Source organism: Pseudomonas poae RE*1-1-14 (assembly GCF_000336465.1).
GTDB lineage: Bacteria > Pseudomonadota > Gammaproteobacteria > Pseudomonadales > Pseudomonadaceae > Aquipseudomonas > Aquipseudomonas poae.
The window spans coordinates 4,378,620-4,397,500 of sequence record NC_020209.1 but is presented as its reverse complement, the minus strand read 5'-3'; the positions used below and the strand labels follow the sequence as shown (position 1 = coordinate 4,397,500).

Annotated in this window: 23 protein-coding genes; 6 read left to right on the top strand and 17 right to left on the bottom strand. The window is 62.6% G+C overall.

Translation table 11 applies throughout. The features are described 5' to 3' along the window. Nucleotides 1–5: 5 nt before the first annotated feature. From H045_RS19300 to H045_RS19260, 9 genes are all read right to left on the bottom strand, one after another. The gene (locus H045_RS19300; protein WP_003234612.1) at nucleotides 6–329 is read right to left on the bottom strand and encodes a DUF3392 domain-containing protein; all 324 of its coding nucleotides are present in this window, start codon (nucleotides 327–329) and stop codon (nucleotides 6–8) included. Between the two features lie 19 nt (nucleotides 330–348). Beyond that, nucleotides 349–1,551, bottom strand: coding sequence for a radical SAM family heme chaperone HemW (gene hemW, locus H045_RS19295; RefSeq protein ID WP_015373216.1), 1,203 nt, complete (start codon nucleotides 1,549–1,551; stop codon nucleotides 349–351). Beyond that, nucleotides 1,548–2,144, bottom strand: coding sequence for an RdgB/HAM1 family non-canonical purine NTP pyrophosphatase (gene rdgB / locus H045_RS19290; RefSeq protein ID WP_015373215.1), 597 nt, complete (start codon nucleotides 2,142–2,144; stop codon nucleotides 1,548–1,550). The genes hemW and rdgB overlap by 4 nt, the downstream gene beginning before the upstream one ends. Further along, entirely contained in the window at nucleotides 2,141–2,575 is a 435-nt protein-coding gene (locus H045_RS19285) for a DUF4426 domain-containing protein (RefSeq protein ID WP_003234607.1), read from the bottom strand. Before H045_RS19285 ends, rdgB begins: the two co-directional genes overlap by 4 nt. Nucleotides 2,576–2,596: 21 nt before the next feature. Continuing rightward, complete coding sequence (gene metW, locus H045_RS19280; protein WP_003234603.1) at nucleotides 2,597–3,217, bottom strand: methionine biosynthesis protein MetW; 621 nt, start codon at nucleotides 3,215–3,217, stop codon at nucleotides 2,597–2,599. A 7-nt stretch (nucleotides 3,218–3,224) separates the two neighbouring features. After that, nucleotides 3,225–4,364 carry a homoserine O-succinyltransferase MetX gene (gene metX, locus H045_RS19275; protein WP_015373214.1) on the bottom strand — a complete coding sequence of 380 codons (1,140 nt, stop codon included), beginning with the start codon at nucleotides 4,362–4,364 and terminating at the stop codon, nucleotides 3,225–3,227. A 194-nt stretch (nucleotides 4,365–4,558) separates the two neighbouring features. Continuing rightward, entirely contained in the window at nucleotides 4,559–5,146 is a 588-nt protein-coding gene (locus H045_RS19270) for a YggT family protein (protein WP_003234598.1), read from the bottom strand. 25 nt (nucleotides 5,147–5,171) lie between these two features. Then, nucleotides 5,172–5,990 (bottom strand): pyrroline-5-carboxylate reductase, encoded by an 819-nt coding sequence (proC, locus tag H045_RS19265; RefSeq protein ID WP_015373213.1) that lies wholly within the window; start codon nucleotides 5,988–5,990, stop codon nucleotides 5,172–5,174. A gap of 24 nt (nucleotides 5,991–6,014) precedes the next feature. Next, entirely contained in the window at nucleotides 6,015–6,710 is a 696-nt protein-coding gene (locus H045_RS19260) for a YggS family pyridoxal phosphate-dependent enzyme (RefSeq protein WP_015373212.1), read from the bottom strand. Between the two features lie 57 nt (nucleotides 6,711–6,767). Here H045_RS19260 and H045_RS19255 point away from each other — a divergent pair, with 57 nt between their 5' ends. After that, a complete protein-coding gene (locus H045_RS19255) occupies nucleotides 6,768–7,802 on the top strand; it encodes a type IV pilus twitching motility protein PilT (RefSeq protein ID WP_003234595.1) in 1,035 nt (344 codons plus the stop codon). 75 nt (nucleotides 7,803–7,877) lie between these two features. Here H045_RS19255 and H045_RS19250 read toward each other — a convergent pair whose 3' ends face one another. Further along, nucleotides 7,878–8,516 carry a C40 family peptidase gene (locus H045_RS19250; protein WP_032870762.1) on the bottom strand — a complete coding sequence of 213 codons (639 nt, stop codon included), beginning with the start codon at nucleotides 8,514–8,516 and terminating at the stop codon, nucleotides 7,878–7,880. A gap of 268 nt (nucleotides 8,517–8,784) precedes the next feature. Between H045_RS19250 and H045_RS19245 the strand changes: the two genes are divergently transcribed. Next, entirely contained in the window at nucleotides 8,785–9,195 is a 411-nt protein-coding gene (locus H045_RS19245; protein ID WP_163001024.1) for an NINE protein, read from the top strand. Between the two features lie 142 nt (nucleotides 9,196–9,337). Here H045_RS19245 and H045_RS19240 read toward each other — a convergent pair whose 3' ends face one another. From H045_RS19240 to gshB, 7 genes are all read right to left on the bottom strand, one after another. Beyond that, nucleotides 9,338–10,609, bottom strand: coding sequence for a dihydroorotase (locus H045_RS19240; protein ID WP_015373211.1), 1,272 nt, complete (start codon nucleotides 10,607–10,609; stop codon nucleotides 9,338–9,340). Beyond that, the gene (locus H045_RS19235) at nucleotides 10,606–11,610 is read right to left on the bottom strand and encodes an aspartate carbamoyltransferase catalytic subunit (RefSeq protein ID WP_003234591.1); all 1,005 of its coding nucleotides are present in this window, start codon (nucleotides 11,608–11,610) and stop codon (nucleotides 10,606–10,608) included. The genes H045_RS19240 and H045_RS19235 overlap by 4 nt, the downstream gene beginning before the upstream one ends. A gap of 24 nt (nucleotides 11,611–11,634) precedes the next feature. After that, nucleotides 11,635–12,141, bottom strand: coding sequence for a bifunctional pyr operon transcriptional regulator/uracil phosphoribosyltransferase PyrR (pyrR, locus tag H045_RS19230; RefSeq protein ID WP_003234590.1), 507 nt, complete (start codon nucleotides 12,139–12,141; stop codon nucleotides 11,635–11,637). A 74-nt stretch (nucleotides 12,142–12,215) separates the two neighbouring features. Continuing rightward, nucleotides 12,216–12,653, bottom strand: coding sequence for a Holliday junction resolvase RuvX (ruvX, locus tag H045_RS19225; RefSeq protein ID WP_003234589.1), 438 nt, complete (start codon nucleotides 12,651–12,653; stop codon nucleotides 12,216–12,218). Next, nucleotides 12,653–13,222 carry a YqgE/AlgH family protein gene (locus H045_RS19220; protein ID WP_015373210.1) on the bottom strand — a complete coding sequence of 190 codons (570 nt, stop codon included), beginning with the start codon at nucleotides 13,220–13,222 and terminating at the stop codon, nucleotides 12,653–12,655. The genes ruvX and H045_RS19220 overlap by 1 nt, the downstream gene beginning before the upstream one ends. A gap of 67 nt (nucleotides 13,223–13,289) precedes the next feature. Next, nucleotides 13,290–14,195: an energy transducer TonB gene (locus tag H045_RS19215; RefSeq protein WP_003234587.1), complete on the bottom strand. Its 906-nt coding sequence runs from the start codon at nucleotides 14,193–14,195 to the stop codon at nucleotides 13,290–13,292. Between the two features lie 76 nt (nucleotides 14,196–14,271). Continuing rightward, nucleotides 14,272–15,225 carry a glutathione synthase gene (gene gshB / locus H045_RS19210; protein ID WP_003234586.1) on the bottom strand — a complete coding sequence of 318 codons (954 nt, stop codon included), beginning with the start codon at nucleotides 15,223–15,225 and terminating at the stop codon, nucleotides 14,272–14,274. Nucleotides 15,226–15,465: 240 nt separating this feature from the next. Between gshB and pilG the strand changes: the two genes are divergently transcribed. Genes pilG through H045_RS19190 form a run of 4 tightly spaced genes read left to right on the top strand, consistent with a single transcriptional unit; the run spans nucleotide 15,466 to nucleotide 18,870 of the window. Beyond that, nucleotides 15,466–15,873, top strand: coding sequence for a twitching motility response regulator PilG (pilG, locus tag H045_RS19205; RefSeq protein WP_003234584.1), 408 nt, complete (start codon nucleotides 15,466–15,468; stop codon nucleotides 15,871–15,873). Nucleotides 15,874–15,919: 46 nt separating this feature from the next. Then, a complete protein-coding gene (gene pilH / locus H045_RS19200; RefSeq protein ID WP_003234583.1) occupies nucleotides 15,920–16,285 on the top strand; it encodes a twitching motility response regulator PilH in 366 nt (121 codons plus the stop codon). Between the two features lie 12 nt (nucleotides 16,286–16,297). Beyond that, nucleotides 16,298–16,822 (top strand): chemotaxis protein CheW, encoded by a 525-nt coding sequence (locus H045_RS19195; RefSeq protein WP_015373209.1) that lies wholly within the window; start codon nucleotides 16,298–16,300, stop codon nucleotides 16,820–16,822. Next, nucleotides 16,819–18,870 (top strand): methyl-accepting chemotaxis protein, encoded by a 2,052-nt coding sequence (locus H045_RS19190; RefSeq protein ID WP_015373208.1) that lies wholly within the window; start codon nucleotides 16,819–16,821, stop codon nucleotides 18,868–18,870. The genes H045_RS19195 and H045_RS19190 overlap by 4 nt, the downstream gene beginning before the upstream one ends. Nucleotides 18,871–18,881 lie beyond the last annotated feature (11 nt).

Genomic DNA, 18,881 nt, shown 5'->3' with positions numbered 1-18,881 from the left:
TGAGGTCAGCGACGATCCGCTACAACCCCAATCAAAACCAGCACCACCACCAGCACCGGCGCCAGGCTGTAGTTATTGAACTGGCCTAGCCCGCGCACAATCCACGGTGTGGCGTAGATCAGCGCGGCGCCGCTGCCGATCAGGCAAAGCAACGCCATCAAGGGCACGCGCAAGGCGCCGGCGATGCTGCCCAGACGGGCTTCCACCCAGCCTTTGATGTCGGCGCCGAACAGCACCAGCAGGCAGCCCACAAGGGCCAGGGATATTTCCGACAGGTTGCTGCGGCTCCAGCGGGATGCGGTGGCGAGCAGGTCGAGTACCAGATCCATTCGATTTCCTTAAGAAGCGTTAGCTCAGAAATTTCTGCAGCAGGTCATTGAGAAAGAGTTGCCCACGGTCGGTCGCCGCCAGGCGTGACGGTTCGACCTGCATTAAGCCACTTTGTTCTGCGTCGCGCCGCGCTGCATCGAGGCTGGCCGGGTCGAGGCCGGTGCGTTCGGCATAGAGCCTGGCGTCGACCCCTTCGGTGAGGCGCAGGGCGTTCATCAGGAACTCGAACGGCAGCTCGTCGTTGGTCAGTTCTTTTGCCCCGGCCTGGAAGCTTTTGGCCGGGTTGAGGTAGTCCTTCGGCGCGCGGGTTTTCCAGGTGCGCACGATGCGTCCATCAGGGTGGCTGAGCTTGCCGTGGGCGCCTGCGCCAATGCCGATAAAGTCGCCAAAACTCCAGTAATTGAGGTTGTGCCGCGCCGGTCGGCCGGGTTGGGCGTAGGCCGACACTTCATACTGTGCGTAACCATGTTCGGCGAGCAGTGCCTGGCCGGCTTCCTGGATATCCCACAGGGTGTCGTCTTCCGGCAGCGCGGGCGGCTGGTTCCAGAACACGGTGTTGGGTTCCAGGGTCAGCTGGTACCAGGACAGGTGCGTCGGCTTGAGCGCGATGGCCTGGCGCAGGTCGCTCAACGCATCGTCCAGGGATTGATCCGGCAAACCATGCATCAGGTCCAGGTTGAAGTTGTCGAAGCCGGCCTGGCGCGCCATACCCGCCGCGCGTACCGCCTCGTCGCCATTATGGATACGGCCCAGAGCCTCGAGCTTTTGCTGCTGGAAACTCTGGATGCCAATGGACAGGCGATTGATCCCCAGCTTGCGGTACGCCACGAACTTCTCTTGCTCGAACGTGCCGGGGTTGGCTTCCAGGGTGATCTCGATATCGGCCGCAAACGGGATGCGCGCCTGCACGCCTTCGAGCAGGCGGCCCAGCGCCGCTGCGCTAAACAGGCTGGGCGTGCCGCCACCGAAGAAGATCGAGCTCAGGTCGCGACCGTAAACGGCGTGCAGGTCCTGGTCGAGGTCGGCCAGCAGGGCGTCCACATACTCCTCTTCCGGTAGCACTTTGCTCGCAGTGTGGGAGTTGAAGTCGCAATACGGGCATTTGCGCACGCACCACGGAATGTGGATGTACAGCGCCAGGGGTGGCAGCACCGGCAAGGCCGCCCGGGGCGTTTGCGTACCGCCGTGGATCAGCGGCTGCGCAGAGGTGTTCAGAGTCATTTCAAGCCCAGACGCTGGCGCAGCAACACCATGGCACGGGCGCGATGACTGATCTGGTTCTTGTCGGCCGGGCTCAGTTCGGCGCTGGAGACATTGCGCTCCGGCACCCAGAACAGCGGGTCATAACCAAAACCGTGCTCGCCGCTGGCGGCATGCAGGATGCGCCCGTGCCACAGGCCTTCACACAGAATCGGCAACGGGTCATCGGCATGGCGCACCAGCGCCAGCACGCAGACGAACTGCGCGCCACGCAGCGCGTCCGGCACGTCCTTGAGCGCGTCCAGCAGCTTGGCGTTGTTGGCCGCGTCGCCTTTGCCGTCGGCATAGCGCGCCGAATAGATGCCCGGCGCGCCACCCAGGAAATCCACCGCCAGCCCCGAATCATCGGCCAGCGCTGGCAGTCCCGAAATGCGTGCAGCGTTGCGTGCCTTGAGAATGGCGTTCTCGACGAACGACAGGCCGGTCTCTTCCGGCTCGACCTGGCTGAACTCGCCAATCGAGCGCAGTTGCACGGATTCGCCGAGCATGGCCTGGAGTTCTTTGAGTTTGCCGGCGTTATGGCTGGCCAGTACGAGTTGGGAGAGGTTCATCATTCGGCCGGAAACAGTTCTTGGTTGAATTGGAAACCATGGGCCTTGCCGCCGGTTTCAACATTGATGGTAAACGTCTTGTATTCCCGCTGCGTCACGGAGTAAGGCGCCAGGTAGCTGATCCCGCCTTTCTCTTCGACTTGTTTGAATGTCAGGATTTCACTTTTGCCACCCAGGTCCTTGATAGTGCCGGTCACCTGCGCTGCGACCGGGGTTACACCCTTGATCACAGTCACATTGATCAAGCCCTTCTCCTTGCTGCGCACCACGCCAACTTTCTGGGCGGTTTCAGGTTGCAGGAAGCTGGAGGTGAAGGTGTTGTAACGCACGGTGATATCGCCGAATTCCTTGGTGCGGTTGGGGTCGATAACGTCGGCGGCCATGGCGCTGGCGCCCAGGCATGCGGTCAATAGAAAAACAGCCAGGCGACTCATGAGCGTCCCTCTTGAAAATGATTAGACGGCAATCTTGTGGTCGGTCAGGCCAGGACTGCTGACCCGGTAGATACCGATTTCGCCCAGCAGGTTGGGCCATAGCTTGCTCGCCCAGCCGTGGCGGTGTTGTTGATCGACGGCAAGGCGGTTGATCACCTTGGCTTCACGCTCGCCGCACAGCGCTTCGAAGTCTTCGAAGGTGCAGAAGTGGATGTTCGGCGTGTTGTACCAGGTGTAGGGCAGGAAATCCGAGACCGGCATGCGGCCCTTGGTCGCCAGGTACCAGCGGCAGCGCCAGTGGCCGAAGTTGGGGAAGGTGATGATGCACTGGCGACCCACGCGCAGCATTTCGTCGAGGATGCGGTCCGGGTAGTGCACTGCTTGCAGGGCCTGGGTCATCACCACGATGTCGAAGCTGTTGCTGGCAAAGTTGCCCAGGCCCTTGTCCAGGTCCTGCTCGATCACGTTGATGCCCTTGGCCACGCACTGGGCGATGTTGTCCGGGTCGTTTTCCAGACCGTAGCCGGTGACTTGCTTGTGGTCGCGCAGCCAGCTCAGCAATTCGCCATCGCCGCAGCCCAGGTCGAGCACGCGGCTGCCGGCGGGGATCCAGTCTTGGATGATGTCCAGGTCGGCTCTCATGGCGTTCTCACAAAATGATGCGGTTCATGTAGTTGCTGAAAGCCTGCAAGTAGCGCGGGATCGGGATCAGGAAGGCGTCATGGCCTTGGGGTGCGTCGATCTCCAGGTAGCAGACATCCTTTTTGGCGGCCATCAAGGCGTCTACCAGCTCGCGCGAACGCGCTGGCGAGAAGCGCCAGTCGGTGGTGAACGACATCACGCAAAAGCTGGCGGTGACGTGTTCGAAGGTTTTCGCCAGGTCATCGTCATGGTTGGCCGCCGGGTCGAAGTAGTCCAGGGCCTTGGTCATCAGCAGGTAGGTGTTGGCGTCAAAGCGTCCGGAGAACTCCTCGCCCTGATAACGCAGGTAGCTTTCCACCTGGAATTCCACGCTGTGGAAGTCGTAGTTGAGCTTTTCGCTCTTGAGGCCACGGCCAAATTTCTCGCCCATGGAGTCATCGGACAGGTAGGTGATGTGCCCGACCATGCGTGCGAGCATCAGGCCGCGCTTGGGAATCACGCCGGCTTCCTGGAACGAACCACCGTGGAACTCGGGGTCGGTGAGGATCGCCTGGCGGGCCACTTCGTTGAAGGCGATGTTCTGCGCCGACAGTTTTGGCGCCGAGGCGATGGCCAGGCAGTGGCGCACGCGATCCGGGTAGGTGATGGTCCATTGCAGGGCCTGCATGCCACCCAGGCTGCCGCCGATGACCGCCGCCCACTGCGTGATGCCGAGCAGGTCGGCCAGGCGCGCCTGGCTGTGCACCCAATCTTCCACGGTGAGCACCGGGAAGTCGGCGCCGAACGGCTTGCCGGTTTCGGGGTTGAGGCTGCTCGGGCCGGTGGAGCCATTGCAGCCGCCGAGGTTGTTGAGGCTCACCACGAAGAATTTATGGGTGTCGATGGGTTTGCCGGGGCCGATGCAACTGTCCCACCAGCCGGGCTTGCGCTCGTCGGCGCTGTGGAAGCCGGCGGCGTGGTGATGGCCGGACAGGGCGTGGCAGATCAGCACGGCGTTGCTCGCCGTGGCATTCAACTGGCCGTAGGTTTCATAGATCAGGTCATAGGCCGGCAGCGACCGGCCGCAGGCCAGGGCCAGCGGTTCGCTGAAGTGCGCCACCTGGGGCACGACCAGTCCAACAGAATCGGGGGGGAAGGCAGCTGACATCGACCCTGCTCTCGTTTAAATGAGGCGTAAGTCTAAAGAGCGGGGGGGCCAGCGGCAAGCAAAGGCCTGCGCCAGTACGCAGATACAAATTTCAGTGCTGGTTTGTGTGGGAGCTGGCTTGCCTGCGACCGCATCACCTTGGCGTGACTGACACACCGAGGTGCCTGCATCGCAGGCAAGCCAGCTCCCATCTGTCAGATCAGGCCGAACAGCTCTTTGGGCATGAACGCATAGAACGCCAAACGCGGAATCACCCAGCTTTGCAGCAACTGGATCGCGATGAACGCAAAGATCGGTGAAATATCCAAACCGCCCAGGTTCGGGATCAGACGACGGAACGGCGCCAGCACCGGCTCGGTGATCTGGTACACCAACTCGGCGCCCGGGCTGCGGCTGCCCGGCGCAACCCACGAGAGGATCACGCTGATGATCATCGACCAGAAAATGATCTTCAGGAACAGCGAGAACACCCCGATCAGCGCCCACGGCAACAGCAGCACCGTAAAGGGCTGGTAGCCGCTGAGCATCAGGATCACCACGAACAGCAGCATTTGCAGCAGCAGCGCGAGTACCAGCGACGACATGTCCAGGCCAAACAGGCTCGGGATCACACGGCGCAGCGGCTTGAGCAGCGGTTGCGTGGCCTTGACCACGAACTGGCACAGCGGGTTGTAGAAGTTCGCCCGCACCAGTTGCAGGATGAAGCGCATCAGCACGATCAGCAGGTACAGGCTGCCCAGGGTCTGGATGATGAAAATGGCAGCGTCATTGATTCCGAGCATGTTTGATTACCTTGGTAAGGGACGACTATTTGCCCAGTTGCTCGGCCATCTCGGCCGAACGGTGTGCCGCAGCACCCAGTGCCTTTTCCACCAGGGCTTCAAAGCCCCCGGCCTGGAACGATTCGATGGCCGCTTGCGTGGTGCCGCCCGGCGAGGTCACGCGACGGCGCAGTTCGGCGGCGTCCACCTCGCTGGCGACGGCCATTTTTGCCGCGCCCAGCGCTGTTTGCTCAGCCAGCTGTTCCGCCACGTCATGGGGCAGGCCCAGTTTGACGCCGGCGGCGGTCATGGCTTCGATCAGCAGGAAAAAGTACGCCGGGCCGCTGCCGGACACGGCGGTGACCGCATCCAGTTGCTGCTCCTGCTCAAGCCACACGGCGATGCCCACCGCAGACAGCAACGCCTGGGCCTGGTCACGCTGTGTGGCGCTGACTTCGGCGGTGGCGTACAGGCCGCTCACGCCCTGGCGCAGCAGCGACGGGGTATTGGGCATGCAGCGCACGATCGGTTGGGCGCCGAGCCAATTGTTCATGCTGGCGCAGGTGATACCGGCGGCAATCGAAACCACAAGCTGATGCGGCTGCAGGCTTGGTCGCAGGCTTTCGCACACAGCCTTCATGGCCTGTGGCTTGACCGCCAGCACGATCACCTCGACGCCGTGGATGGCCTCGGCATTGTCGGCGAAGGTTTCGATACCGTGCTCGGCGCTGACGCGGGCGCGGGTCTCTTCGCCCGGGTCGCTGGCGCGGATCTGCGCGGCGTCCAGGCCCTTGGCCCGCAGGCCGCCGATCAGGCTGGCCGCCATGTTACCGGCGCCGATAAAGGCAATACGCGTGTCTTTCATGACAGGTCCTTAGCTAAATGAACGTCAGCCATGTGACGGCTGGCTGTAGTCGCGGGCGCCAAACAGCGCGGTACCGACCCGCACCCAGGTGGCGCCTTGGGCGATGGCCGACGCGAGGTCGTGGCTCATGCCCATGGAAAGTGTGTCCAGCGCCAGATTCAGGCTGGCTTGCAGCTCGCGCGCACTGGCGAACGCCGCGTCCTGCGCCGCGCGGTCTTCAGTCGGCTCAGGGATTGCCATCAGGCCGCGCAGCTTCAGGTGCGGCAGGGCGCTGATGGCGTTCGCCAGGGCCGGCAGGTCGGCGGGTGTGCAGCCGGACTTGCTGGCTTCGCCACTGACGTTGACCTGGATGCAAATATTCAGCGGCGGCAGGTCGGCCGGGCGTTGCTCGGACAGGCGTTGTGCGATTTTCAGGCGGTCCACGGAATGCACCCAGGCGAAGTTCTCGGCGATAGCACGAGTCTTGTTCGATTGAATGGGGCCGATGAAGTGCCAACTCAAGGGCAGGTCGGACAATTGCGCCTGTTTGCTCAACGCTTCCTGCAGGTAGTTCTCGCCGAAGTCGCGAACGCCGGCGGCATAGGCCTCGCGCACAGCCTCGGCAGGTTTGGTCTTGCTCACGGCCAGCAGGTGGATGCTGCTCGGGTCACGTTGCACGGCGTCGGCCGCGGCGCGGATGCGCTGGCTAACCTGGCCGATGTTGTCTGCTATCGTCGACATTCAAGATGCACCCGTGGATATGGAGTCCGCGGCATTCTACTGGAAATGGAAAGCCCTATGGATATCACTCAATTGCTGACGGCCAGCGTGCGCCGTGGCGCCTCCGACCTGCATCTGTCGGCTGGTCTGGTGCCGATGTTGCGAGTTGATGGCGAGGTATGGCCACTGGATTGGCCGGTGCTTTCACCGCCGCAAGTGGCGGACTTGTTGAGCCCTTTGCTCAATCAGCACCAGCAAAAGGATTTCGAAACATCTCTTGAAACGGATTTTGCATTCGAACTGCCGGGCGTGGCGCGGTTCCGCGTGAACGTGTTCCGCCAGGCGCGTGGCGTGGGGGCGGTGTTTCGCACTATTCCTTGCGAGGTTCAGAGCCTGGAGAGCCTGGGGCTGGGCGAAGTCTTCCAGCGCATCGCGCGCTTGCCGCGCGGCCTGGTGCTGGTGACCGGTCCCACCGGCTCGGGCAAGTCCACTACGTTGGCGGCGATGATCGATGACCTGAATCGGCATCGCCGCCAGCACATCCTCACGCTGGAAGACCCCATCGAATTTATCCACCGGCCGAACATGGCGCTGATCAATCAGCGTCAGGTGCACCGTGATACCCACAGCTTCTCGACGGCCCTGCGCTCGGCCCTGCGCGAAGACCCGGACGTGATTCTGATCGGCGAGTTGCGCGACCTGGAGACCATTCGCCTGGCATTGACGGCGGCGGAAACCGGGCACCTGGTCTTCGGCACCCTGCACACCACGTCAGCGGCCAAAAGCGTGGACCGTCTGGTGGATGTGTTCCCGGCGGGGGAAAAGGCCATGGTGCGCTCGATGTTGGCGGAATCACTGCAGGCGGTGGTGTCACAAGTGCTGGTCAAGAGGCTCGGCGGCGGACGCGTTGCTGCCCATGAAATCATGCTGGGCACGCCGGCCATTCGTAATCTGATCCGCGAGAACAAAGTGGCGCAGATGGTCTCGGCGATTCAGACCGGCGGAGCGGTGGGGATGAAGACGCTGGATATGAGCTTGAGGGCGCTGGTGGGCGAGGGGCTGGTCAGCCGGGAAGAGGCGCGCGAGAAGGCGACGGTGCCTGGGGACATATAGGTCTCAAAAACAATGGAAACCCATGTGGAAGGGGGCAAGCCCCCTCCCACATTTACTGCATTTGAACCGGGAAAATCAGCGCTGCACGATCCGCAGGTTGTTGTTCTGCTCTTTGGGCAGCACACGCTTGGCGATCACGTAGTTCTTGTTCCAGAACGGCTTTTTCAGCGTGTCGATGCTGACTGATTTGCCACGGCGCGGTGCGTGGATGAAGCGATCGTTGCCCAGGTAAATGGCAACGTGGTTCACCTGGCGGCTCTTCAACTTGAAGAACAGCAGGTCGCCCGGCTTCAGGTCCTTGCGTTCAACCTTCTGCCCGTGGCCGGCGGCCATGGCGTTGGACGTACGCGGCAGATCGACCGCCTTGACGTCATTGAAGGCATATTTCACCAAACCGCTGCAGTCGAACCCTTTACTTGGGCTGCTGCCGCCCCAACGATAAGGAGTACCGAGCACATTCACGGCGCGGCTGAGCACGGTGCTGCTCTGCTTGGTGTTGACGGCCATCAGCGCTGGAGTGGCTTTGCCGTGGGCCTTGCTCAGTTGAGTAGGACGCTTGACGGTCAGCTTGGCTGATTTGGCGTTGACCGCAGCGCTATGAACTTTAGGGGTGAAACCGTTAACGTTGGGAAGACGTTGCTCACGATTGGTGGCGTGGGCGGCCAGTGGCATTAATAGGCAGATGGTTAGCCATGTCTTGAAGAAAGGTCGCATTCGGCGTGGCTCATATGGGTTAGCGCGCAACTTTATAACAGCTTTTTGTGTCGATCTCAGGCCGTTTGTCGACTCAACCTTGACGGCAAAATCAGGAAAAAGGCGACGATTGACTGCCATTTTCGGACACAAGTCAGGTGGCATAAGGCTTTCAGGGCAGGGAAGATACCATTTGCCGTACGTCGGGCGCTTGTAAAAAAGTCACAAAGAAAGTGAAAAAATTTATCTATCGAGGCAAATGAGGTACGCGATGAATACCTATCAACAGATTGGCCAACAGCAAGACACCCACAGCAAGGTGATCGGTTACCTGCTGTGGATTTTCGGTTTTACCGGCGCGCATCGCTTTTATTACGGCAAACCCGTGACCGGAACGATCTGGTTTTTCACCCTGGGCTTGCTGGGTATCGGCTGGCTGATCGACTTCTTCCTGATCCCGGCCATGGACCGTGAAGCTGACCTGCGTTTTACCGCCGGACCTATCGAATACAACATTGCGTGGATTCTGCTGGCGTTTTTGGGCGTGTTTGGTGTGCACCGCATGTACCAGGGCAAATGGATCACCGGCCTGATCTACCTGCTGACCGGCGGATTGTTTCTGGTGGGCGTGCTGTATGACTTCTGGACCTTGAATACGCAGATATCGATCCGCAATGCCGAGCGCAACAGCGGACGCTGAACCTCTCTGGCCAGATAGAGATGCAAGTGTGGGAGGGGGCTTGCTCCCGATAGCGGTGGACCCGTCAGCTCATCTGTGGCTGACCCACCCCAATCGGGAGCAAGCCCCCTCCCACATGTACTGTGCCCACGTTAAAGCGGTGTCAGGCCTGGTAGCTGATGCGACCGTCCACCAAGGTATAACGCACCGTCGCCGGCAGGCTATGGCCGATAAACGGGCAGTTCTCGCCCTTGGACAACCACTGCTCCCCGGCAACCGTGGAGCTTGTCGGATCAAACACCACCAGATCCGCCGCTGCACCCACCGCCAACTTGCCCGCCGGCAAGCGCAAGGCCTGCGCCGGGCCGCTGCTCAGGCGCGCCAGCAGCGTTGGCAAGTCCAGCAAGCCGTCTTCCACCAGAGTCATCGCCAGGGGCAGCAACAGCTCAACGCTGCTGATACCCGGCTCGGTTGCGCCAAACGGCGCCAGCTTGGCATCGCGTTCGTGGGGTTGGTGATGGCTGGAAATCGCTGACACCACGCCGGATTTGATCGCCGCCCGCAAACCCTCGCGGTCGGCCAATGTGCGCAGCGGCGGCTGCACGTGGTACAGGCTGGAGAAGTCGATCAGCGCTTCATCCGTGAGGATCAGCTGATACAGCGCAACATCCGCCGTTACCGGCAAGCCACGGGCCTGGGCCTGGGCGATCAGGGCAACGCCGCGTGCGCTGGTCAACTGGCTGAAATGCGCGCGCACGCCGCTTTGTTCCACCAGCAGCAGGTCGCGCGCCAGGGCCACGGTCTCGGCGGTTTCCGGGATGCCCGGCAGGCCGAGGAAGCTGGCCACGGCGCCCTCATGGGCCAGGCCGCCTTCGGCCAGGTCGCGGTCCTGGGAATGAAAGATCACCGTCAGGTCGAAGGTGGCCGCGTATTCCAGAGCACGGCACAGGGTACGGGTGCTGCGAAAGCTCTCCAGGCCGTTGCCGAACGCCACGCAACCGGCGTCGCGCAGGGCAATCAGCTCGGCCAGTTGTTCGCCGTCCAGGCCTTTGCTCAGGGCGCCGATGGGGAACACTTTGCAGTTGCCGGCCTCGCGGGCGCGGTCGAGGATCAGTTCGGTCACCGCCGAGGTGTCCAGCACCGGCCTGGTGTGCGGCGGGCAGCACAGGCTGGTGACCCCCCCGGCAGCGGCGGCGCGGGTTTCGCTGGCGATGCTGCCTTTGCGGCTGTAGCCCGGCTCGCGCAGGGCGACGTTCAGGTCCACCAGGCCCGGCGCGGCCACCAGGCCGTTGGCGTCGATGGTTTGGCTGGGGCTGAAGCCGCCGGGGGCGGCGCCGATGGCGATGATCTTGCCGGCCTCCAGGTGCAGATCGGTGACTTGATCCAGGCCACTGGCCGGGTCGATAACACGCGCGCCAAGGATGCTGAGCTTCACTGGGCGTTCTCCTGCTCGAATTGACGTTGCGCGGTTTGCCCGCTCATGGCCATGGACATTACCGCCATGCGCACGGCGATGCCGTAGGTTACCTGGTTGAGAATCACCGACTGGTTGCCGTCGGCCACCGCCGACTCAATCTCCACCCCCCGGTTGATCGGGCCGGGGTGCATCACGATGGCATCCGGTTTCGCGCCGGCCAGGCGTGCGGTGGTCAGGCCGAAGAGGCGGTAGAACTCACCCTCGCTGGGTAGCAACCCACCGGACATGCGTTCGCGTTGCAGGCGCAGCATGATCACCACGTCCACATCCTTGAGGCCTTCGGTCATGTCGGTGTAGACCTTGACGCCGTATTGCTCGATGCCGATCGGCAGCAGCGTCTTGGGCGCGATCACGCGGATATCCGGGCAGCCCAAAGCTTTGAGGGCCAGCATGTTGGAGCGCGCCACCCGCGAGTGCAGGATGTCGCCGACGATGGCCACCGAGAGGTTTTCAAAGCTGCCCTTGTGCCGCCGGATGGTGAGCATGTCGAGCATGCCCTGGGTCGGGTGGGCGTGACGGCCGTCGCCGCCGTTGATGATCGCCACCTGCGGGCACACGTGCTCGGCGATGAAGTGCGCGGCGCCGGAGTCGCCGTGGCGCACCACGAACATATCGGCGGCCATGGCCTCAAGGTTGCGCAGGGTGTCGAGCAGGGTTTCGCCCTTGCTGGCCGACGACGTGGACACGTTCAGCGTGATCACATCGGCCGACAGGCGCTGGGCCGCCAGTTCGAAGGTGGTGCGGGTGCGCGTGGAGTTCTCGAAGAACACATTGCAGATGGTCTTGCCGCGCAGCAGCGGGACCTTTTTTACCGCGCGTCCGCCGACTTCGAGGAACGAGTCGGCGGTGTCGAGGATCTCGGTGAGCAGTTCGCGGGGCAAACCGTCGAGGGACAAGAAATGTTGCAATTGACCCTGAGCATTGAGCTGCAGCGGGCGCTTGGCATCTAGAGGCGTCATCGCGGGGACTCTTTACAAGGCGGTTTAAAGGGCGAGGTCTTGCAGTTCGAGTTCGAGCGGCGTGGGCCCGGACAATTTTACCCGCTGGTGGGCTGCCAAAGACAGCGTGGCGCCGACCACGTCCGGGCTGATCGGCAATTCGCCGGCGTCCAGGTCCAGCAGGCACACGAGCGTCACGCTGGCCGGGCGCCCGTAGTCGAACAGCTCGTTCAGGGCCGCGCGAATGGTGCGACCGCTCATCAGTACGTCGTCGATCAGCACCAGGTGCTGGCCCTCCACTTCAAATGGCAGCGCCGAGGGTTGCACTTGCGGGTGCAGGCCGTTCTGGCTGAAGTCGTCGCGGTAGAAGGACACGTCCAGGGTGCCCAGTGGCGACTCGCTGCCCAGCTCGGTCAGCAATGCCTGGGCTACCCACACGCCGCCGGTGCGGATGCCGATGAAGCGCGGTTCGCTGATGCCACGGTGTTTCAGGTGGGCCGTGAGGCGTGTCGCCATCTGGGTGATCAGTTCGGCGGGATTGGGCAGGCTCATGGGGGGCTCCTTGGTAGGCCTCGCACAGGCAAGGTCCGGGCTCAAACGTAAAAAGACGCGGCATGCCGCGTCAGTCAGGATGCAAATAAAGCCGTGTTTTCATCCAGCCAGCCCTGCAACAACAACGCGGCGGCGATGGCGTCCACCGGGTTGTCGCGGTAGCTGCCCTTCTGCCCGCCACGGTCGCGGCGTTCACCCTTGGCTTCAAAGGTGGTCAGGCGTTCATCGTGGGTATAGAAGGGCAGGTTGTAGCGGCCATTGAGACGGCGCGCGAATTTCTCGGCGCGCAGGCACATCTCGCTGGGGGTGCCGTCCATGTTCAAGGGCAGACCGACCACCACGGCGTCGGGCTTCCATTCATTGATCAGCGCTTCGACCTGATTCCAGTCCGGCACGCCGTTCTGGGCCTTCAAGGTACACAGCTCGCGGGCCTGGCCGGTGATCACCTGGCCGACGGCCACGCCGATCTGTTTGGTGCCGTAGTCAAACCCGAGGATCAAGCGCAAAGCCATCAGGCGTGCCCCGCCTGGCTGGTCAGCAGGTTAAGGTTGACCCGCACCTTGGCGGCGGCCGCTTCCAGACGCAGTTCGCTGGCGGTATTGAACAGGATGTCGGCGTCGAACGGGCAGGTGAGCCACGCGTTGCTCGCAAGCTCCGCCTCCAGTTGCCCGGCTTCCCAGCCGGCGTAGCCCAGGGCGATCACGCTTTGCTCCGGGCCCACGCCGTCGGCGATGGCGAACAACACATCCTGGGAGGTGGACAGCGACACACCGTCCAGGTCCACCGTGGCCTGAAACGTCGGCCCGGTCGGGTGCAGGACGAAACCACGATCGGTCTGCACCGGCCCGCCGATGTAGATCGGCACGCTCTGGCAACTGGAGGGCGGGTCGATCTCCGGGCGCAATTGCTCAAGGATATCGGACAGGTTCAGCTCCTGCGGGCGGTTCACCACCAACCCCATGGCACCATTGGCGGTGTGCTCGACGATGTAGGTCAAGGTCTGCGCAAAGTTCGGGTCGGCCATGTGGGGCATGGCGATCAGGAAGTGGTGCTTGAGGTAGGTCGGGCTGACATTTTTCATGTCCGGTAGTGTGGCGGCGGAGGGGCGACCTGACAAGCCGGGGATGAATTGCACACGGCAATTGTCATCAGTTGCTGTACAGCCGATCACCCTTGGCGAATTTCCAGGTGCGGATGATTTCCAGGCGGTCCACGTCGTTCAGGTCGCCGGAAAACGGCGCAAAGGGCGCGGCCAGGCGCACGATGCGCTGGGCGGCCTGGTCCAGCAGCGGCTGTCCGGAGGACTCCAGCACCTGAACTTCGTACAGGGTGCCATCACGGTTGATTGACACCAATAGACGTAAATTTCCGTAAATCTGCTGGCGCCGCGCTTCTTCCGGATAGTTGAGGTTGCCGATGCGCTCGACCTTCTTGCGCCACTCATCCTTATACCAGGCACCCTTGTCGCGCATCGTCGAGGCCGCGTTGAGGCGGTAGATGCGCGGGCGCTTGGCGTACAGCTGCTGTTCGTGGGCCAGTTCGGCTTCCAGGCTGGAGATCTCGTCGGACAGGGTCGAGCTGTCGAACGTCGGTGCCGGCTTTGCCGGTTCGGGCTGCGGGTCGGTTCTGGTTTTTTCACGTTGCACCGGCGCTTTCTGCGGTTTGGGCGCGACGGTGGTGACGGCAGGCTTGGGCGTGGCCTGTTTGACCTCAGGCTTTGGCGTCGGAGGCGGGGAGACCTTATTGACCTTGTTGTCCTGGAAGGGCGCCACTTCAGTGGTCTTGGGCACGGCTTTCTTGTCGAGTGTGCCGCTGCCCTGCTGGTTTTCCTGGGCGAGAAAATCGGCCTTCTCGGGTGCTTTTTCGCTTTTGAACGTGGCGAGGGTGATTTCCAGCGTCCGCGTGATCTGCCTGGGCTCGACCATGGTAAAGCCCACGCCGAGAATCAGTGCCAGGTGAATCAACGCTGCCAGAAACAGGGTAAATCCGAGCCGATCAGCCGGGCGCACGCTGTTGTGGGAGAGTTCGGGGGGCAGTTCGGGCGGGAGCGTCATGACAAAAAAACCAACATCGCGCGTTTCACAGGTGGGGCATGATAACGCAATGTTGGCGTGTGTCCGGCGGTCTATGTCACTTGGATTGCAGCTTGCGCTCAATCGCGGCCATCAGCATTTCGCCGATGTTCGTGCCAAATGCATTATCAATCTCGCGAATACAGGTCGGGCTGGTGACGTTGATTTCCGTGAGGTTCTCACCGATCACGTCCAGGCCGACGAACAGCAGGCCCTTCTCGCGCAGGGTCGGGCCGACCTGTTGCGCAATCCAGCGATCCTTGTCCGACAGCGGACGCGCTTCACCGCGCCCACCCGCCGCCAGATTGCCGCGCGTCTCGCCCGCTGCCGGAATCCGCGCCAGGCAGTAATCCACCGGTTCGCCGTCGATCATCAGGATGCGCTTGTCGCCGTCCTTGATCGACGGCAGGTAGGCCTGGCCCATGATCTGCTGGGTGCCCAGCACCGTCAGGGTCTCCAGAATCACCGACAGGTTGGGGTCGCCGGCCCGGTGACGGAAAATCGAGGTGCCGCCCATGCCGTCCAGCGGCTTGAGGATCACATCCCCATGTTTGGCGGCAAATTCACGCAGCACATCGGCACGACGGCTGACCACGGTGGGCGGCGTGCACTGTGGGAACAGCGTGGCGAACAGCTTTTCGTTGCAGTCGCGCAGGCTCTGCGGCTTGTTGACGATCAACACGCCGGCGCGCTCGGCCTGCTCCAACAGGTAGGTGGAGTAGACGAATTCCATGTCGAACGGCGGGTCCTTGCGCATCAGGATCACGTCCAGATCGCTCAGCGGGCTGTCGATTTCGTCCTGCAGCTCGAACCACTTCTCGGGGTTGGCGAACACCTGCAGCGGGCGCATGCGGGCACGGGCCTCGCCGTCGCCCTGGTAAAGGTCGCGCTGCTCCATATAGAACAGAGTCCAGCCGCGTGCCTGGGCGGCCAGCAGCATGGCCAGCGAGCTGTCCTTTTTATAGGAGATGCTGGCGATAGGATCCATGACAATGCCGACGCGAACGCTCATGGGGGATTTTCCTCTGCAGATAGGGCGCATAAAAAGTGGCGTCAGAGTGGCGCTGTGGCTGTTGTGGGTCAAGGAAAAACCACCGGGCGGGTGCCTCGATAGATTGCACCCCCGAGACTGTGCTAAAAAGACTGCCACAGCGCACCAGCCCTTGAATTCCAAGGCTTGCGGCGCTCATGCTGTGCGACATCAGGCAGCACGCACGAAAAACCGATTCGCCGTGGCGATGGTAGAGCAACTATGGAACAGCATTCCAACGCCTTGAGAGTGATGGTGATCGACGATTCGAAAACGATCCGCCGCACCGCCGAGACCCTGTTGAAGAACGTGGGCTGCGACGTGATCACGGCCATCGACGGTTTCGATGCCCTGGCGCGGATTGTCGATCATCACCCGCACATTATCTTTGTCGACATCATGATGCCGCGCCTGGATGGCTACCAGACTTGCGCGCTGGTGAAGAACAACCCGGCGTTCAAGGCGATCCCGGTGATCATGCTGTCGTCCAAGGACGGTCTGTTCGACAAGGCCAAGGGTCGCATCGTGGGGGTCGATCAGTTTTTGACCAAGCCGTTCAGCAAGGAAGAACTGCTGGGCGCGATCAAGGCCTGCGTGCCGGGGTTTGCCGCAGTAGAACAAGCACACTGACGCCGTCCCCCGTGGGCCGGCGCCAACCAATGTAGTGGGGAAAACCATGGCACGTGTTCTGATCGTCGACGATTCGCCGACTGAAATGTACAAACTCACCGGCATGCTCGAAAAGCACGGCCACCAGGTACTGAAAGCCGAGAACGGCGCGGACGGCGTGGCCCTGGCCCGTCAGGAAAAACCCGACGCCGTGCTGATGGACATCGTGATGCCCGGTCTCAACGGCTTCCAGGCCACGCGCCAACTGTCCAAGGAGCCGGAAACCAACGGCATCCCGATCATCATCATCACCACCAAAGACCAGGAAACCGACAAGATCTGGGGCGCGCGCCAGGGCGCCAAGGATTACCTGACCAAGCCGGTGGACGAAGACACCCTGATCGCCACCCTCAACAAGGTGCTGGCCGGCTGACGGCACGCCATCATGACCGAGTCGCACACCGCCTTCGAGCTGCTGCTGGACATCGACCGTCGCTGTCGCCTGCTGGCCGCCGACCTGCCGTCCCAGGAAACCCGCCTGCAGCGCTGGAGCGGCATCGGCTTTCGTCTGGGGCAGCACTGGTATGTGGCGCCCATAGGCGAAGTCGCCGAGGTGCTGCATGAACCGCGCTGCACCCTGATGCCCGGCGTGAAACCCTGGGTCAAGGGCGTGGCCAACCTGCGCGGGCGACTGTTGCCGGTGATGGACCTGGGCGGGTTCCTCGGCTTGCCGCTGTCCAGGGCGCGCAAGCAGCGGCGGGTACTGGTGGTGGAATTCAACGAGCTGTTTGTCGGGCTGCTGGTGGACGAGGTGGTGGGGATGCAGCATTTCGCACAAGACGCGCTGGTGAGCGATGCCCGCTCCGACACGCCGTATATCCAGGGCCGCTTCGACGGCGAGCCGCAGTGGCAGGTGTTCAGCCCCTTCGCCCTGGCCGATGCCTCGGGCTTTATGGATGTTGCCGCATGACCACCCCGACCACGCCCAGGCCCCAGGCCGCGTCGCGCAGCCGTTCACAGATCATCGTGCTGTTCATCGCGTTGATCGTGTTTATCATGCTGCTGTTCGCCAACTTCGCCTACCTCAATACCCAGTCCACCTACGACAAGCAGTACATCGGCCACGCCGGCGAGCTGCGCGTGCTGTCCCAGCGCATCGCCAAGAACGCCACCGAAGCCGCTGCCGGCAAGTCGGCGGCCTTCAAGCTGCTCGCTGAGGCACGCAACGACTTCGCGCAACGTTGGGGCTACCTGAAAAAAGGCGACCGGGACACCGGCCTGCCCGCTGCACCCAGTGCCGTGCGCAACGAAATGCGCGCGGTGCAGACCGACTGGGAAGCGCTGCTGAAGAACACCGACGCTATCCTCGCCAGCGAACAAACGGTGCTGTCCCTGCACCAGGTGGCCGCGACCCTGGCCGAAACCGTGCCGCAGTTGCAGATGGAGTCGGAAAAGGTCGTCGACATCCTGCTGCAGCGCGGTGCCCCGGCCAGTCAGGTGGCCCTGGCCCAGCGCCAGTCGTTGCTGGCCGAGCGTATTCTGGGCGCGGTCAACACGGTGCTTGCCGGCGACGAAACCGCCGTGCAGGCCGCCGATGCCTTTGGCCGCGACGCCAACCGCTTTGGCGTGGTGCTCAATGGCATGCTCAACGGCAACCCCGGGCTGCGCATCACCCAGGTCGAAGACCGCGACGCCCGCGCGCGGCTGACGGAAATCGCCGAGCTGTTCGAGTTCGTGTCGGGCTCCGTGGATGAAATCCTCGAAACCTCGCCGCAGCTGTTCCAGGTGCGCGCCTCGGCGAGCAACATCTTCAACCTGTCGCAGACCCTGCTCGATGAAGCCTCGCACCTGGCCACCGGTTTCGAAAACCTCGCCAGCGGACGCAGCTTCGACACCATCGGCGGCTACGTGCTGGGCTTGCTGGCGCTGACCTCGATCATCCTGATCGGCCTGGTGATGGTGCGCGAAACCAACCGCCAACTGCGTGAAACCGCCGAGAAGAACGAGCGCAATCAGAACGCGATCATGCGCCTGCTCGATGAAATCGAAGACCTGGCCGACGGCGACCTCACCGTGACGGCCTCGGTGACCGAGGACTTTACCGGCACCATCGCCGACTCGATCAACTATTCCGTGGACCAGCTGCGCGATCTGGTCGCCACCATCAACCTCACGGCGGGCCAGGTTGCCGGTGCCGTGCAAGAAACCCAGGCCACCGCCATGCACCTGGCCCAGGCCTCGGAGCATCAGGCCCAGCAGATCGCCGAAGCCTCCACCGCGATCAACCAGATGGCCCAATCCATCGACCACGTCTCGGCCAACGCCGCCGAATCCTCGGCGGTGGCGGAGCGCTCGGTGGAGATCGCCAACAAAGGCAACGAGGTGGTGCACAACACCATCCACGGCATGGACAACATTCGCGAACAGATTCAGGACACCGCCAAGCGCATCAAGCGTCTGGGCGAGTCGTCCCAGGAAATCGGCGATATCGTCAGCCTGATCGACGACATTGCCGACCAGACCAACATCCTCGCCCTGAACGCCGCGATCCAGGCGAGCATGGCCGGTGACGCCGGGCGCGGGTTCGCCGTGGTGGCCGACGAAGTGCAACGCTTGGCCGAGCGCTCATCGGCCGCCACCCGGCAAATTGAAACCCTGGTGCGGGCGATCCAGGCCGACACCAACGAAGCCGTGATTTCCATGGAGCAGACCACCACCGAGGTGGTGCGCGGCGCGCGGTTGGCCCAGGACGCCGGCGTGGCGCTGGAGGAGATCGAAGGCGTGTCCAAGACCCTGGCGGCGTTGATCCAGAGTATTTCCAACGCGGCGCAGCAACAGACGTCGTCGGCGGGGCAGATCTCCCTGACCATGAACGTGATTCAGCAGATCACCACCCAGACCTCATCGGGCTCGACGGCGACCGCCGAGAGCATCGGCAACCTGGCAAAAATGGCCAGCCAGTTGCGGCGTTCGGTGTCGGGTTTCACCCTTCCGCCGCCCAAAACGGTCGACGATTGAAATGCTATCTC